At 40.4% G+C, this 13,281-nt stretch carries 15 protein-coding genes; 5 read left to right on the forward strand and 10 right to left on the reverse strand.

What is annotated here, in order from left to right; all coding sequences use genetic code 11:
* Position 1: 1 nt before the first annotated feature.
* The gene (locus tag ACOYVE_RS11720; protein WP_422882104.1) at positions 2-619 is read right to left on the reverse strand and encodes a methyltransferase domain-containing protein; all 618 of its coding nucleotides are present in this window, start codon (positions 617-619) and stop codon (positions 2-4) included.
* 46 nt (positions 620-665) lie between these two features.
* Positions 666-1,841, reverse strand: a complete 1,176-nt coding sequence (locus ACOYVE_RS11725; protein WP_422882105.1) for a glycoside hydrolase family 88 protein — start codon at positions 1,839-1,841, stop codon at positions 666-668.
* 448 nt (positions 1,842-2,289) lie between these two features.
* Between ACOYVE_RS11725 and ACOYVE_RS11730 the strand changes: the two genes are divergently transcribed.
* Both ACOYVE_RS11730 and ACOYVE_RS11735 read left to right on the forward strand, forming a co-directional pair.
* A complete protein-coding gene (locus tag ACOYVE_RS11730; RefSeq protein WP_422882107.1) occupies positions 2,290-2,748 on the forward strand; it encodes a (2Fe-2S)-binding protein in 459 nt (152 codons plus the stop codon).
* Positions 2,745-4,856 carry a molybdopterin cofactor-binding domain-containing protein gene (locus ACOYVE_RS11735; RefSeq protein ID WP_422882108.1) on the forward strand — a complete coding sequence of 704 codons (2,112 nt, stop codon included), beginning with the start codon at positions 2,745-2,747 and terminating at the stop codon, positions 4,854-4,856. The genes ACOYVE_RS11730 and ACOYVE_RS11735 overlap by 4 nt, the downstream gene beginning before the upstream one ends.
* A 2-nt stretch (positions 4,857-4,858) precedes the next feature.
* Here ACOYVE_RS11735 and ACOYVE_RS11740 read toward each other — a convergent pair whose 3' ends face one another.
* Complete coding sequence (locus ACOYVE_RS11740; protein ID WP_422882110.1) at positions 4,859-5,164, reverse strand: isoamylase early set domain-containing protein; 306 nt, start codon at positions 5,162-5,164, stop codon at positions 4,859-4,861.
* A gap of 29 nt (positions 5,165-5,193) precedes the next feature.
* A complete protein-coding gene (locus ACOYVE_RS11745; RefSeq protein ID WP_014855736.1) occupies positions 5,194-5,397 on the reverse strand; it encodes a CDGSH iron-sulfur domain-containing protein in 204 nt (67 codons plus the stop codon).
* A gap of 299 nt (positions 5,398-5,696) precedes the next feature.
* On the opposite strand from ACOYVE_RS11745, the gene ACOYVE_RS11750 reads away from it, so the two are divergent.
* Positions 5,697-6,551, forward strand: coding sequence for a T9SS type A sorting domain-containing protein (locus tag ACOYVE_RS11750; protein ID WP_014855737.1), 855 nt, complete (start codon positions 5,697-5,699; stop codon positions 6,549-6,551).
* Positions 6,552-6,782: 231 nt separating this feature from the next.
* Here ACOYVE_RS11750 and ACOYVE_RS11755 read toward each other — a convergent pair whose 3' ends face one another.
* Genes ACOYVE_RS11755 through ACOYVE_RS11780 form a run of 6 tightly spaced genes read right to left on the reverse strand, consistent with a single transcriptional unit; the run spans position 6,783 to position 10,622 of the window.
* Positions 6,783-7,079, reverse strand: coding sequence for a DUF2703 domain-containing protein (locus ACOYVE_RS11755; RefSeq protein ID WP_014855738.1), 297 nt, complete (start codon positions 7,077-7,079; stop codon positions 6,783-6,785).
* Positions 7,080-7,136: 57 nt separating this feature from the next.
* On the reverse strand, positions 7,137-8,177 hold the full coding sequence (gene arsB, locus ACOYVE_RS11760; RefSeq protein WP_422882113.1) for an ACR3 family arsenite efflux transporter: 1,041 nt from the start codon (positions 8,175-8,177) through the stop codon (positions 7,137-7,139).
* Positions 8,178-8,212: 35 nt separating this feature from the next.
* On the reverse strand, positions 8,213-8,458 hold the full coding sequence (locus ACOYVE_RS11765; protein ID WP_014855740.1) for a thioredoxin family protein: 246 nt from the start codon (positions 8,456-8,458) through the stop codon (positions 8,213-8,215).
* On the reverse strand, positions 8,458-8,892 hold the full coding sequence (locus tag ACOYVE_RS11770; RefSeq protein ID WP_014855741.1) for an arsenate reductase ArsC: 435 nt from the start codon (positions 8,890-8,892) through the stop codon (positions 8,458-8,460). The genes ACOYVE_RS11765 and ACOYVE_RS11770 overlap by 1 nt, the downstream gene beginning before the upstream one ends.
* Positions 8,893-8,937: 45 nt before the next feature.
* Complete coding sequence (locus ACOYVE_RS11775; RefSeq protein WP_422882115.1) at positions 8,938-10,239, reverse strand: permease; 1,302 nt, start codon at positions 10,237-10,239, stop codon at positions 8,938-8,940.
* Between the two features lie 38 nt (positions 10,240-10,277).
* Positions 10,278-10,622: an ArsR/SmtB family transcription factor gene (locus ACOYVE_RS11780; protein ID WP_014855743.1), complete on the reverse strand. Its 345-nt coding sequence runs from the start codon at positions 10,620-10,622 to the stop codon at positions 10,278-10,280.
* Between the two features lie 244 nt (positions 10,623-10,866).
* On the opposite strand from ACOYVE_RS11780, the gene phnD reads away from it, so the two are divergent.
* Together phnD and ACOYVE_RS11790 are read left to right on the forward strand one after the other, a co-directional pair.
* A complete protein-coding gene (gene phnD / locus ACOYVE_RS11785; protein WP_422882117.1) occupies positions 10,867-11,745 on the forward strand; it encodes a phosphate/phosphite/phosphonate ABC transporter substrate-binding protein in 879 nt (292 codons plus the stop codon).
* Positions 11,726-13,252, forward strand: a complete 1,527-nt coding sequence (locus tag ACOYVE_RS11790; protein WP_226990977.1) for a sensor histidine kinase — start codon at positions 11,726-11,728, stop codon at positions 13,250-13,252. The genes phnD and ACOYVE_RS11790 overlap by 20 nt, the downstream gene beginning before the upstream one ends.
* Positions 13,253-13,281: the final 29 nt, after the last annotated feature.

A 13,281-nucleotide genomic window follows, 5' to 3' on the forward strand; every position in this document is an offset into this window, starting at 1 on the left:
ATTATGCGCCGTTCCTTTTGAAAAGAGTGTAAATATACGGGCGTTCTCCGCCTGAAGGATTAACATATACGTACTCTTCGGATTTAAGCAACTTGAAATTACAGCCTACCCGCTCTATTAATTCGTCTGCAGAGTAACGATGAACATTCAAACCGGCGCATTTTTGCGCTCCATTCAACGAAAACTCTGCCAGCAAGACGTATCCGTTCGTTTTCACGATACGATTAAGGTTCTCGAAATATCCATTAATCTCTTTATCTTCAATCAAAAAATGAAGAACCGCACGGTCTATCCATATATCAACCGCCGGTATTTCTTTCGGCAACGGTTTGGATATATCGCCGCAATACCATAAGTGTTTGTCCGGATTTCCAACCCTTTTTCGCAGCGCAGTTAATGCTTCGTTGCTTATATCATTTAGTATTAGTATTGCTCCATTCTCAATTAATCCGTCTATCAATCTAGAAGTGCCGGCTCCGGGCAGAAAAACTAATTTGTTTTCAAAGTTCACTCCATCCAAAAATCTAATGGTTTGGGTCACTTCGCTTTCATACCAGCCGAGTTTTTCTTCAGGCGTTTCCTTGAAAATTTTATTCCAGTGTTCCTGTAGTGTATTCACCTTTATTCATTCGCTTTTATAAAAAAAATCTTATGGTTAATAAAGATTAATTATGGTTACTTTCAAATTTCAGTTTTCTCAAATTTGCTTCGATGAAATAATAATCGGCATAAATTATCGGAACGTCGATTTCCGAATTAGCAGGTTTGTTTCCGGTCGAATGTTTCAAAACAAAGCCGGCATTTGTGCCTGCGGAGGCAAGATACTCCGGTTGGGAAAGCGCATGCATAATTTTGTCGGCGTAAGTTTTGTATTTTTCTTTTTGCGTTAGCTCGTTCAATTCATAGAAAGCGGATGCCATAATTGCCGCCGCCGAAGCGTCTTTGGGAAAATCCGCCGCGTCGTAATCCCAAAACGGAATCATGTCTTCGGGCAAATGATTTAAAATATATTCGGCTATTTTTTCTGCTTGAAGCAGATATTCTGTATTGCCGGTTTCGCGGTAGCACATTGTAAATCCGTATAAACCCCACGACTGACCGCGCGCCCAGCACGATTCGTCGGCGTATCCCTGATGTGTATTTCGTTTTGTAACTTTGCCGGAAGTCGTATCGTAACTCAGCACGTGCCAGGTGCTGTAGTCTTTACGAAAATGATTTTTCATTGTTGTATTGGCGTGCGTTACCGCAATATTATAAAAACTCGAATCGCCGGTTTCTTTCGTTGCCCAGAATAATAATTCGAGGTTCATCATGTTATCGATAATTACGGGATATTCCCATACTTCGTCCTGACCGTCCCACGATTTAATACATCCGACTTTCGGATTGAAGCGTGATGCGAGAGTTTTCGCAGCGTCGATCAATACCTGTTTGTAATGCTCGTCGCCGGTGAGCCTGTAACCGTTTCCGAAACTGCAGTAGATCATAAAACCGAGATCGTGAGTTGTGTTGTTGAACTGCTGACCTTCCAAATTATGGGTAAATTTTTCTGCAGCTTTGAGCCATTTATCGTCTTTTGTATATTCGTAAAGATACCACAAACTACCGGGGAAAAATCCGCTTGTCCAGTCGTGAGCCTCGACAAGAAGAACATTGCCCGAATCGTCAACAGAACGCGGCAGTTTATCCGTATCCCCGATTAATTGAAGCATATAAGAATATTGTTCCGAGGCTCTCATCAAATTCTTTTCGACCGTTTCTTTGTCGAAGACATAAATCACGGACGCTATAAATAATATCGGGACGACAAAATAAGCTATCGGCTTTAAGAAAGATTTCATTTTTTCCCCTGCGTTGATTTAAAGAATCAATACAAATATAAGAAGCGTCCAAATAAGAATCAGGGAATTAAAGGGAATATTTGAATTGGCTACAACGTTATGTTTAATGCCTGAATTACAAAATTAGCGCTGGAGTTCGGAAGTTCTTAGTGCAGGGGGCAGAGTGTTGAGGTTCTGTGTTCTTCATTAAAATAAATGTTTATACTATACGCCTTAAACCACCGGCTGTTGTCTATCATCCTAGAACTAAAAAAACTTCTAACCGCAAACACCTGATCCCTAATCCCTAATTTCTACTTAAACTTTGAACTCCCAAACCAAGAACCACCGACAAACAAACTGAATGATTAGAAGGATAATAAAGCCGGAAAGAATTAATTCACTTTTTCTGTTGAACTTCTTTTTCAAAAGTTTTAGATTTATGAAGGGTTAATTAAAAATATAAAAGATGCCTAAATATTCAATTTTTGTAAACGGAAAAACAAAGACCGTAGAAGTCGAGAACGGAACACCGCTTTTATGGGTTTTAAGAGACAACCTTAATCTGATAGGTACAAAATTCGGGTGCGGAATTGGTATCTGCGGTTCGTGTACTGTTTTAATCGAGGGGAAAGCGGAAAAATCTTGTTCCGTTTCGATCGAATCGGTCGAAGGAAAATCGATAACAACTATCGAAGGGCTGGCGGAAAACCGGAATAATCCTCTCTTAAAGGCATGGATTGAAGTCGAGGTGTCTCAGTGCGGATATTGTCAGCCCGGTCAGATTCTTGCAGCCGCTGCATTATTGAACGAAAATCCGAATCCATCGGACAAAGAAATTGAAGAAGCAATGAATGAGGTTCTCTGCAGATGCGGAACTTATAACCGAATTAAAAAAGCAATTAAAAAAGTCGTGGCGGAGAAATGAGCGTTAAACAGACACGTCGAGAATTTATAAAAGTTTTTAGCATGAGCGGCGCCGCGCTCTGCCTGGCGTCATTCGTACCGCTTAATAGTCTTGTCGCTTCGGAGGGCGACAAACCTAAAATTTTTTCGCCAAGCGTTTTTATAAAAATTGACACCGATGGAATTGTTACAATTGTAGTGCATCGTTCGGAAATGGGACAGGGGGTGAGAACGGCATTGCCGATGATTGTCGCAGAGGAATTGGAAGTCGACTGGCGTAAGATTAAAATCGAACAGGCCGAAGGCGACCCGAAATACGGCGATCAGATTACCGGAGGAAGCACTAGCGTTAGAAAATCGTGGGACCCGCTCAGAATTGCAGGCGCTACGGCTCGCGAAATGTTGATTGCCGCCGCCGCCGCCAGATGGAACGTTAAACCTTCCGATTGTAAAGCCGAGAACGGTTACGTCGTAAATAAACTGAATAATAAAAAAGTCGGGTACGGGGATTTAGTGGAGGAGGCATCTAAACTCCCCGTACCTCAAAACGTAAAACTCAAAGACCCGAAAGATTATAAAATAATCGGCAAAAAACTCCATCGCACCGACTCGCCCGACAAAATCTACGGAAAAGCAAAATTTGGAATTGATATAGTATTGCCAGGAATGGTATATGCCGCAGTCGGCAGGAGTCCCGCCTTCGGCGCAACGGTTAAGAATTACGACGATTCTGTAACCAAATCATTAAAAGGTATTTTGGATGTTAAAAAAGTTTCCACTGGCGTTGCCGTTTTCGCAGAATCCACGTGGCAGGCGTTTAAGGGAGTTGAAAATCTGTCGGTCGAATGGAATCTTGGTCCCAATGCAAATGTAAATTCCGAGACCATAAACAATAAATTAAAAGAATACTTGAAAACGGACGGCGACCTGGTCGAAATAAAAGGCAATCCTGACGACGCAGAGGAAAAAAATTATAGAACATTGGAAGCTATTTACGAAGCGCCTTTTCAAGCTCATGCGCCGATGGAGCCGATGAATTGTACCGCTAAATTCGAAAATAATAAAGTCGAAGTATGGGCTCCGACACAAAGTCCGCAGGAAGCGAGAGAAGCCGTTATAAAAACATTCGGATTAAATGAAGAAGACGTTGTCGTGTATGTTACGCTGATGGGCGGCGGTTTCGGCAGAAGAACGAATCCCGATTTTGTTGTTGAAGCCGTCGAATTATCGAAAGCAGTTGGAAAACCCGTTAAAGTAACCTGGACTCGAGAGGACGATATAAAACACGACAGATACCGTCCGGTAAGCATGCACAAGCTTAAAGGCTCGGTTGATAAAAACAACAAACTTTTTTCTTTTTCGCATCATGTCATAGCGCCTTCGATTGCAGTTCAAAATTGGGGAGCCAAATTAACGCCAAAACAATACGATACTTTAGGCGGCGCTATCGAAAAAGACTACATTATTCCAAATTATAAAATAACCGCATCGATTGTCGATATTCCCGTTCCAATCTGGTATTGGCGTTCGGTTTATCACTCGCAGAACCCCTTTGCGGCAGAATGTTTTATTGACGAGTTGGCGCATGCAGCCGGGCGCGATCCGTACGAATTCAGGATGGAATTGCTGCCCGACGATTCGCGTATGAAGGCGGTTTTGAAAACCGCGGCGGAGAAAGCCGGCTGGGGCAAAAAACTCCCTCCGGGAAAAGGGATGGGAATAGCAGCATTTGCCGGGTACGACAGTTTCAGCGCCCAGGTTGCAGAAGTAACCGTAACCGAGTCAAAAGAAATAATTGTCGATAAAATTACATGCGCCGTAGATTGCGGAATAGTAATCAATCCGGACATCGTAGAACAGCAAATGGACAGCGGAATTGCTTTTGCTTTGACCGCCGCATTAAAAGGTGAAATTACAATCCGGGACGGAAGCGTTGTCGAAAGTAATTTCGACGATTTTCCGATGCTTCAATTTTCCGAAATGCCGGTTGTCGAAACCCACATAATGCAAAACACCTACCGCGTTGGCGGTTTGGGAGAAGTAGCCGTCGGTCCGTGCGCTCCTGCGGTGGGCAACGCTATATTTGCAGCCACGGGCAAACGTCTGCGTAAATTACCTTTCCGGTTATAAAATCAAACCGCAATAACGCAGTTTTCCGAGCCGTAAGGCGATTGAACGAATTTGTCGGCTTCCGGATCGTTCAGCCACGTTTCGCCGTCGCATAAATAACGGAATTGATATTCGTTGCCCGGCTCCAGTTCTACCGAAACGATTAGCGATCCGTCCTTGCCGGTTGTAAAATGATTTGCTTTCGGATCCCAGTTGTTGAAATCGCCCATTAAGGCAACGGTTTTAAACTGCTTGCCAATTTCTTCCGGCAGTGTAAAAATAACGCGGCATACGGCTTTGTCTTTTGAATATTCTTTTTTAATAGACATCTTTTTCTCCCGACGGTTTAATTATTTATCTATGATATATCGAGTTCGGCCTGTTCGCCCGTAAAACCGTGTTTTTTGTGAGCTCCATCGCAGAAGGGTTTGTTGGCTGAATGTCCGCATCTGCAAAGCGCTATTGTCTTCTGAGCAAGTTTTTCTTCCTTGTCGCCTCTCTTTACGCTTGCCTCTTGAACCTCAATTAAATAAGGACCGTTTTCCGCAGCTTTGATTTTCATTGTTTGTCTCCCTCTTGTTTATTTCAAAGTAATTATAATAAATTTTTTTGTCTGTTGAAATATCCATTTTATCAATTCCTTGAATTTACAAAAAGCAAAGGAAAGTTCCCGCTAATTAAGCGACAATAAAAACGATTTTTATCGCATTTCTCATTGAGATTATTTCATAGAAATTTTATATTTCAATAAATTTTGGTGCGGCGGGGGTCAGGTAATAATACGCACTACAATCTTCAATGATTATTAAATATACAACGCAGCTGAAACCGAGCATTTAAATAATATTAGAGGGCATAAAAATGAAAAAACGTGCATTTATTATCATATTGATTTTGTGCGGTTATTTATCGGCGCAAAACAATAGCGATTTTTATCCGCTGAATATCGGAAACAAATGGAAGTACATACATTTGTCGTACGAAGCGGGAACGATACCCGATACTTCATACATAATAAAAGAAGTCATCGGCGATACGTTAATGCCAAACGGTATAAAATACTTTGTAGTAAAGGAAAACACCGGTATTCACTACGAAAGATACGATACATTAACAAACGAAATTAAATATTATCAGAACGGCGGATGCGGAGGAATAGACGATACAAAATACAAACTTATTTATAGCCGGGATTCTGTAATCGTCTGGAGACAATGCGATATAACGGAGTGCTTTATTACTTACGACGATACAACTTACGGAGCGGATTCGGCTATGATTATACTAGATATGGACGATCTGGTTGCATCCCATATAGAGTTCAGAAAAAACTTAGGCATCTATTTCAGGTTTACCGGCGAAGTCGGTTATTATGTTACTGCATTACAAGGGGCGATAATAAACGGCAGCAGTTGGGGAGTAATTACTTCCGTAAAGGACGACGAAATGACAACAAAATTCAATTTATACCAGAACTATCCCAATCCGTTCAATCCGGTAACAAAAATCATCTATTCTGTTTTCGATAAAGCCCGTGTAACAATAAGAATATACGATATACTCGGCAATGAGATATCTGTGTTGGTTGACGATGTAAAATATCCGGGCGAATATACAATAGACTTCGACGGGGAGAATCTTCCAAGCGGCGTTTATTTTTGTAAAATGCAGGCAATTGATTTTATAACCACAAGGAAATTATTGTTGATAAAGTAAATAGGTTTACGGTTGAAATGTAGCATTCCGCATTCCCGCGTTTCGATACGCCCGATAAATCGAGCTACTCAACGCTCGGTTTAAATCCTAAGCTGCTTAGTAGTTTTGGGTGAACATAAATTTCAAAAAGAAGCAAGGCTGCTGAGTAGTTTTGAACGAGCGTAAATTTCAAAAAGAAGCGAGGTTGCTGAGTAGTTTTGAGCGAAGCGAAAAACGTATCGAAGCAACCGGTTAGCCTAAAATCCTTTCCCTTATTTCCTCCGGCGAAGGAATGCCGCCCGGATAGAATCGGCAGGCTAATTTCGGATTTTCGGGCGCCGGCATATCGATTAGGTCCTTACCGTTAATTAATATTGTAGGAGAGCCTCTGAAAGAGACTCTCCGCGCTACTTCTTCGTTTTCCACTTTGACTTCGGTCAACTCGATTTTATTTTCTATTCCCTTAATTGCCTCGATGAGATTTTGGCGCATTGCTTCATGATTCGGACAATTTTCGAAATATTGAAATTCTATTTTAATCTTTTCCATTACTTCCCTTCCTTTTTTCATAAAGGAAAAATAACAGCAGTGCCGGAACAGAACAAATCATCCGAATTTTTTCTTTAATCGCAGCGCTACATTTACGAGTCCGATCAATACAGGCACTTCAACCAGGGGACCGATTACAGTGGCAAAAGCCGCGTGAGAATTGATTCCGAAGACAGCTACCGCAACGGCAATGGCAAGTTCGAAATCGTTGCTGCCGGCAGTAAACGCAACTGTGGTTGTTTTTTCGTACGGTATTCCTTGCCTTTTAACAAAGAAGAATGTGGCAAAAAACATTATCGTAAAGTAGAACGTATACGGGATTGCAACCCTTATAACGTCAAGCGGAAGCTCGACTATTTTATCGCCTTTCAATGAAAACATAACAAAGATTGTAAAGAGAAGTGCTGTCGGGGTCAGTAATGAAATATTGGGAATGAATTTGGTTTTATACCACTCCTCTCCTTTGGTTCTTGTAAGAGTTAAGCGGCTCACAAAACCGGCGGCGAACGGAATTCCCAGATATATTAAAACTGTGACCGCGATTTCCGAAATCGACACTTCAACTAATGCGCCTTGCATTCCGAATATCGGAGGGAGTAATGTTATAAAAATATACGCATAAACGGAATAGAAAAGCACTTGAAAGATGGCGTTGAAGGCTACCAGTCCTGCGGCAAGTTCGGAATCGCCCTGAGCGAGATCGTTCCAAACGAGTACCATCGCTATGCAGCGTGCAAGTCCGACGAGTATTACGCCTATCATCATTTCGGGTTTGTCGGGCAAAAACAAAATAGCAAGCAGAAACATTACCAAAGGTCCGACGATCCAGTTTTGGATTAGCGAGATAGTTAGGAGTTTTGTGTTTTTGAATACGACGGGCAACTCTTCATATTTTACTTTTGCAAGCGGCGGATACATCATTAATATCAGTCCGACGGCAATCGGAATGTTTGTCGTTCCGCTGCTGAGCGAATCCCAGAAATCCGCAATCCCGGGAAAAACAGAACCCAGAACGACTCCGACGAACATTGTTATGAAAATCCAGAGCGTTAGATACCGATCGAAAAAAGAAAGTCTTTTTGAAATGGCTTTGTTCATTGAGCAACCTTTACGTTATTGAATCGTAATTATACTTATTGTAAATTTTCTTTCAACCAATGTTCGAGCGTGGATTTCGTAGGCAATTTACCGCTCGAAAGCACTTTGCCGTTAACCACAAGACCGGGAGTTATCATTACGCCGTAATCTGCAAATTTCATCGGGTCGGTTATCTTTTCGATATTTGCCTGAATATTGTTTTCCTCTACTACTTCTTTAACGAGGTTTTCGAGTTTGATGCAGTTGGCGCATCCGGGTCCAAGCACTTTAATGTCGAGCATTATTGTTCCTCCTTTTGTTTTTCGTTTATATAAAATTGATAAAAGTCCCTTTTGATTTCGTCGCGTATCCTGCGGAAAGTATTCAATATTTCTTCTTCCGTTCCGGTAGCTTCGGCCGGGTCTTCGAAGCCGATATGGAGCTGATGCTTTACTTTGCCCATGAAGACCGGACAGGTTTCCTTTGCATTGTCGCAGACGGTTATGACATAATCGAAAGATTGATTAATGAATTCGTCAACGTTTTTAGGATAGTTATTTGACAAATCGATTCCGACTTCTTTCATTACTTTTACTGCGTTCGGGTGAACTTGAGAGGATGGATTTGTGCCCGCCGAAAAAACTTCCAGGTCGGGGTCGAACGATTTGAGAAATCCTTCCGCCATTTGACTGCGACAGGAATTGCCGGTGCAAAGTATTAATATTCTTTTTTTCATTTTATTCCTTTCTAATTATTTTCTTTCGGTGATTGTGTAAACGAACTAAAACAAAGCTCCGTATATCAATCCGCTGATTGTTGCCATAATTACAACAAGGAAAACATAAACGGTGGTTTTTTGCGTGCCGATTACGCCTCGAATTACAAGCATGTTAGGAAGAGAGAGAGCCGGGCCGGCCAGCAACAGAGCCAGAGCGGGCCCCTTTCCCATGCCGTTATTAATCAAGCCTTGTAGAATAGGAATTTCGGTAAGCGTGGCAAAATACATAAACGCTCCCGTTATCGATGCAAAGAAATTCGAAAACAACGAATTACCCCCTACCAGGGCATAAATCCATTCTTTGGGTATAATGCCTCCGTTACCCTCGGCTGATCCGAGTAAAAAACCGGCGGCAAGAACGCCCGCTCCCAGCAAGGGCATTATCTGTTTTGTAAATCCCCACGTTTCTCCGAGCCACTGGTTTGGTTCGCCTTCCGAGAATGTAAGCGCGACACCCATTGCAATTATTGCAATTACAAACGGTACGGTCGGATTGTCATGAAAAATCAATGCCGATATAATCACTGCTGCCGAACCGGCAATAACGTATGGCTTTTTAACTTTTATAATATATATGAGCGACCAAGCTAGTCCGATTCCAAACAGAGAAGTTATGTACCATTTATTGGCGTAAATAACGCTCCAGAATCCTTCGGTTTCGTCGGGCTTGCCCCAGTTGACGAAAACCAGAATTGCAACCAAAATGAAAAAATGAACGGTAGTTTGCCAAAGTGGTCTGTCTTCCTGAATTTCGGGAATTGCAAGTTGAGCCTCGGCTTTTTCTTTTTCCTCTTTTCGATAGATAAAAGCCATTATCAGTCCGATAACTACGCTGAACAAAACAGCTCCGACGACTCTCGCCACGCCAAGTTCGAATCCGAGAATTCGCGCTGTAAGTATTATAGCCAGAATATTGATTGCCGGTCCCGAATAAAGAAAGGCTATTGCCGGTCCCAAACCTGCGCCTCTTTTATGAATGCTCGAAAAAAGCGGAAGTACGGTACACGAGCAAACGGCTAATATAGTACCCGAAACCGATGCAATTAAATATGCTTTCCATTTTTTTGCCTTGGCTCCGAAATGTTTTACAACGGAGGCTTGACTTATAAATACGGCTATTACGCCGGCAATGAAAAATGCCGGCACCAAACAGAGAAGAACGTGTTCCTGGGCATACCACTTGGCGAGAGCGAAGGCGTCGACAATCGCATTGCGAAATGTTTCGGTTTCGATCGGCATAAAATAGGCAAAAACGAAAAACGCGGTAATCCAGAAAAAGGATTTGTACTCTTCTTTCCAGTTCATAATCTATTCCGTATATTTCGATAATAAACGAAATGTATTTAAAAACATACTGTATGACGATTTATGTTCATAACTTTTTCTTTATCGCGAATTATTGTCTTTTCGTCTGCTATCCAGAAATCGAGCGAGCTGAGAATAGAACTTATTCTGGGGTCCGACGGACGCGGGTTTATCATATAGTTGACCCATTTGCCGTCCTTTTCTTCCACTATAAACCCTGTTTCTTTAAGGATTTTAAGGTGCTGGGATACGGTCGACGTTGCCAACTGCAGTATTTCCGTAATTTCGCAAACGCAAAGGGGACGGCTTTGAAGTATTTTTAATATGCGCAATCTATTTAAATCCGAAAGCGCTTTGAACAGTTGTACGGAATGATTTTTCATAAATTTCATTTCGTTATTTACCGAAATGTATCGAAGTTGAATTTAAATTTCAAGAGGATGGGAAATTCATAGAAATATCGTTTATATTTATTTATAGCGAATTTGTCGTGAGACGGAATTTCGTATTTATAAGCAAAAATCTTGTATAATATACGGAATTATGGTTCGATAAAAGATAGATCATCGGAAACCTGAATGTTATTATCAGAAACAATAAAAACAACTAAAAGAAAAACGGTACAGCATGAAATACACTAACATAATATTATTGCCCGTAATTTTATTCTTTTTATGGTCTTGCGGACAGGAAGAAAACATAAAAGAGATAGATATTTACGAGAACGACAATAAATTGACTAATGAAGATACAACCGACAATGCAAAACTATATGTCGCCATATCGACAATGATTTCGCCCATCGAGACATTCAATCTGTATAAGGACTTGATTGATTATATATCTGAAAAAATGGATGTCCCGATAATTTTCAAGCAAAGAAAAACATATGGCGAAGTTAATTTTCTTCTGAAGGAGAAAAAGCTCGATTTTGCTTTTATCTGTACTGGCGCTTATGTTAATGAAAAAAACGAGTTACCCGTTGAACTGCTTGTTGTGCCTGTGGTTAACGGAAGAGCGCTTTATAATGCATATATAATAGTTAATAAACAGAGCGATATTAATTCTTTCGAAGAACTAAAAGGAAAATCGTTTGCTTTTACCGATCCGCTTTCGAATTCCGGGTATGCCTATGTAGTTAATTTATTGAAAAGAAAAAAAACAAATCCCGATAAATTTTTCAATAAAACCATCTACACAAATGCACATGATTACTCAATTCAAGCGGTTGCCAGAAATTTCGTGGATGGAGCTACTATTGACGGACTGGTTTATGACTTTTTGGAAAAAACACAACCGGAAAAAGTGAAGAAAATAAAAATAATCAAAAAATCGGAAGACTATGGAATTCCGCCTTTTGTGGTGCGAAAAGATTTGGACCCAATAATAAAAAATAAATTAAAAGAAATTATGCTGAACCTTCACAATGAACCCAGAGGCAAAGGAATTTTAAAAAAGATTCATATAGACAAGTTTATAGAAGGCAATGATGAACTATATCAATGATAATCAAATTAAGTTTAAGGTGCCGTTGTTCTGGAAATTTTCGATAGCTATTATTCTTATAGTTATTGTTTTCGGTTCGGTAAACTCTATACTAATTTTTAATAACGTTCAAACTTCGCTTCAAAAGGAAACAGAAAAAAGGGGACTCTTCATTGCTAGGAGCATATCCAATCAGATAACGCCGGATCTCTTGTTCGAAGATTATGTTTCGATACAAAACACCATCAATAATATAAAAAACACAGATTCTACGATTGCCTATATTCTCGTTCTCGACACGGAGAAAAAGCCGATTGTTCACACTTTTGAAAACCGGCTCTCCGGTAATCTGGCAGCAGCTAATTCCCTCGATGGCAATAAAATTTATAATACGCAGTTGCTTAAATTAAAAAACGATGAAAGCAGTTTGATTCTTGATATCGCCGTACCGGTGCTGAGCGGAGAGGTGGGAGAAGTGAGAGTAGGCCTTTATGAAAATTTTATTCAAAACGACGTTGAAGCGACGGTTATGGTCTTTTGGATTATGGTTGCAATTTTTTTGGCTTTTGGTATTATTGGAGCCTTTGTTTTTGCCAATTTCATAACGAAACCTATTAAGTTAATTCAGAATGTGGCCGACAGAATCGATCTGGCGAACATTGGAATTAATCCTATTCCAATTATCAAAATCAGAGACAGGTTTCTTGGGAAAATAAAAATGTACTTTAGGGCAGAGGACGAAATAGATATACTTGCGGATCGATTCAATCAGATGATTGTTAGGCTTGACAAAGCATACCGCGATTTGCAAAAAGCCAACGCCAATCTTATTCAATCGGAAAAACTTGCAACCGTAGGCACACTTACGGCCGGTATAGCTCATGAAATTAATAACCCTATTGCCGGACTTAAAAATTGTATTCGCAGGTTGATAAACGATCCGGAAAATATTGTCCAGAATAAAAAATATCTTGCTATGATGGATAATGCAGTGGAGAAAATCGAAAAAGTGGTGGGTAATTTACTTAATTTCTCCAGAAAACAAAACGAAGACTTCGGTTACTTGTCAATTCATAAAGTCATTGAAAATTCATTGCTGTTCGTTGGGCATCGACTCGAAAAATTAAGAATTACAGTTACGAAAAATATTCCCCAAAATCTCAAAAAAATTAAAGGCAATGAAAACCAACTTGAACAAGTTTTCTTGAATTTGTTTATTAACAGTATAGACTCAATTGAGGAAAAATTAAAATACGAGCCCGAAAGCGAAAGAAGACTTTCAATTTCCGTGTATGAAGAAAATAATAATGTCGTAATCATGATTGAAGATACTGGCCGAGGCATTCCGAAAAAAATATTAAATAATATTTTCGACCCGTTTCTTACAACAAAAGAACCGGGCAGGGGCACTGGATTGGGGCTTTCGATTGTATATAATATTATTAAAGCGCATAACGGAAAAATAAGCTTTGAAAGCGTCGAAGGAAACGGAACGACGGTAAAAGTACAATTACCCAAAAATTTTTAAAATGACTCCCTGAAAGTCTTGGGGTTTAT

This window comes from Melioribacter sp. (assembly GCF_049325435.1).
GTDB lineage: Bacteria > Bacteroidota > Ignavibacteria > Ignavibacteriales > Melioribacteraceae > Melioribacter > Melioribacter roseus.

Bases quoted from the DNA above. Each gene is read 5' to 3' on its own strand.
- ACOYVE_RS11735 (WP_422882108.1), top strand. From the start codon at position 2,745: ATGAGCGTTAAACAGACACGTCGAGAATTTATAAAAGTTTTTAGCATG.
- ACOYVE_RS11750 (WP_014855737.1), top strand. From the start codon at position 5,697: ATGAAAAAACGTGCATTTATTATCATATTGATTTTGTGCGGTTATTTA.
- ACOYVE_RS11765 (WP_014855740.1), bottom strand. From the start codon at position 8,458: ATGCTCGACATTAAAGTGCTTGGACCCGGATGCGCCAACTGCATCAAA.
- ACOYVE_RS11770 (WP_014855741.1), bottom strand. From the start codon at position 8,892: ATGAAAAAAAGAATATTAATACTTTGCACCGGCAATTCCTGTCGCAGT.
- ACOYVE_RS11740 (WP_422882110.1), bottom strand. From the start codon at position 5,164: ATGTCTATTAAAAAAGAATATTCAAAAGACAAAGCCGTATGCCGCGTT.
- phnD (WP_422882117.1), top strand. From the start codon at position 10,867: ATGAAATACACTAACATAATATTATTGCCCGTAATTTTATTCTTTTTA.
- ACOYVE_RS11790 (WP_226990977.1), top strand. From the start codon at position 11,726: ATGATGAACTATATCAATGATAATCAAATTAAGTTTAAGGTGCCGTTG.
- arsB (WP_422882113.1), bottom strand. From the start codon at position 8,177: ATGAACAAAGCCATTTCAAAAAGACTTTCTTTTTTCGATCGGTATCTA.
- ACOYVE_RS11745 (WP_014855736.1), bottom strand. From the start codon at position 5,397: ATGAAAATCAAAGCTGCGGAAAACGGTCCTTATTTAATTGAGGTTCAA.
- ACOYVE_RS11780 (WP_014855743.1), bottom strand. From the start codon at position 10,622: ATGAAAAATCATTCCGTACAACTGTTCAAAGCGCTTTCGGATTTAAAT.
- ACOYVE_RS11775 (WP_422882115.1), bottom strand. From the start codon at position 10,239: ATGAACTGGAAAGAAGAGTACAAATCCTTTTTCTGGATTACCGCGTTT.
- ACOYVE_RS11730 (WP_422882107.1), top strand. From the start codon at position 2,290: ATGCCTAAATATTCAATTTTTGTAAACGGAAAAACAAAGACCGTAGAA.
- ACOYVE_RS11725 (WP_422882105.1), bottom strand. From the start codon at position 1,841: ATGAAATCTTTCTTAAAGCCGATAGCTTATTTTGTCGTCCCGATATTA.
- ACOYVE_RS11755 (WP_014855738.1), bottom strand. From the start codon at position 7,079: ATGGAAAAGATTAAAATAGAATTTCAATATTTCGAAAATTGTCCGAAT.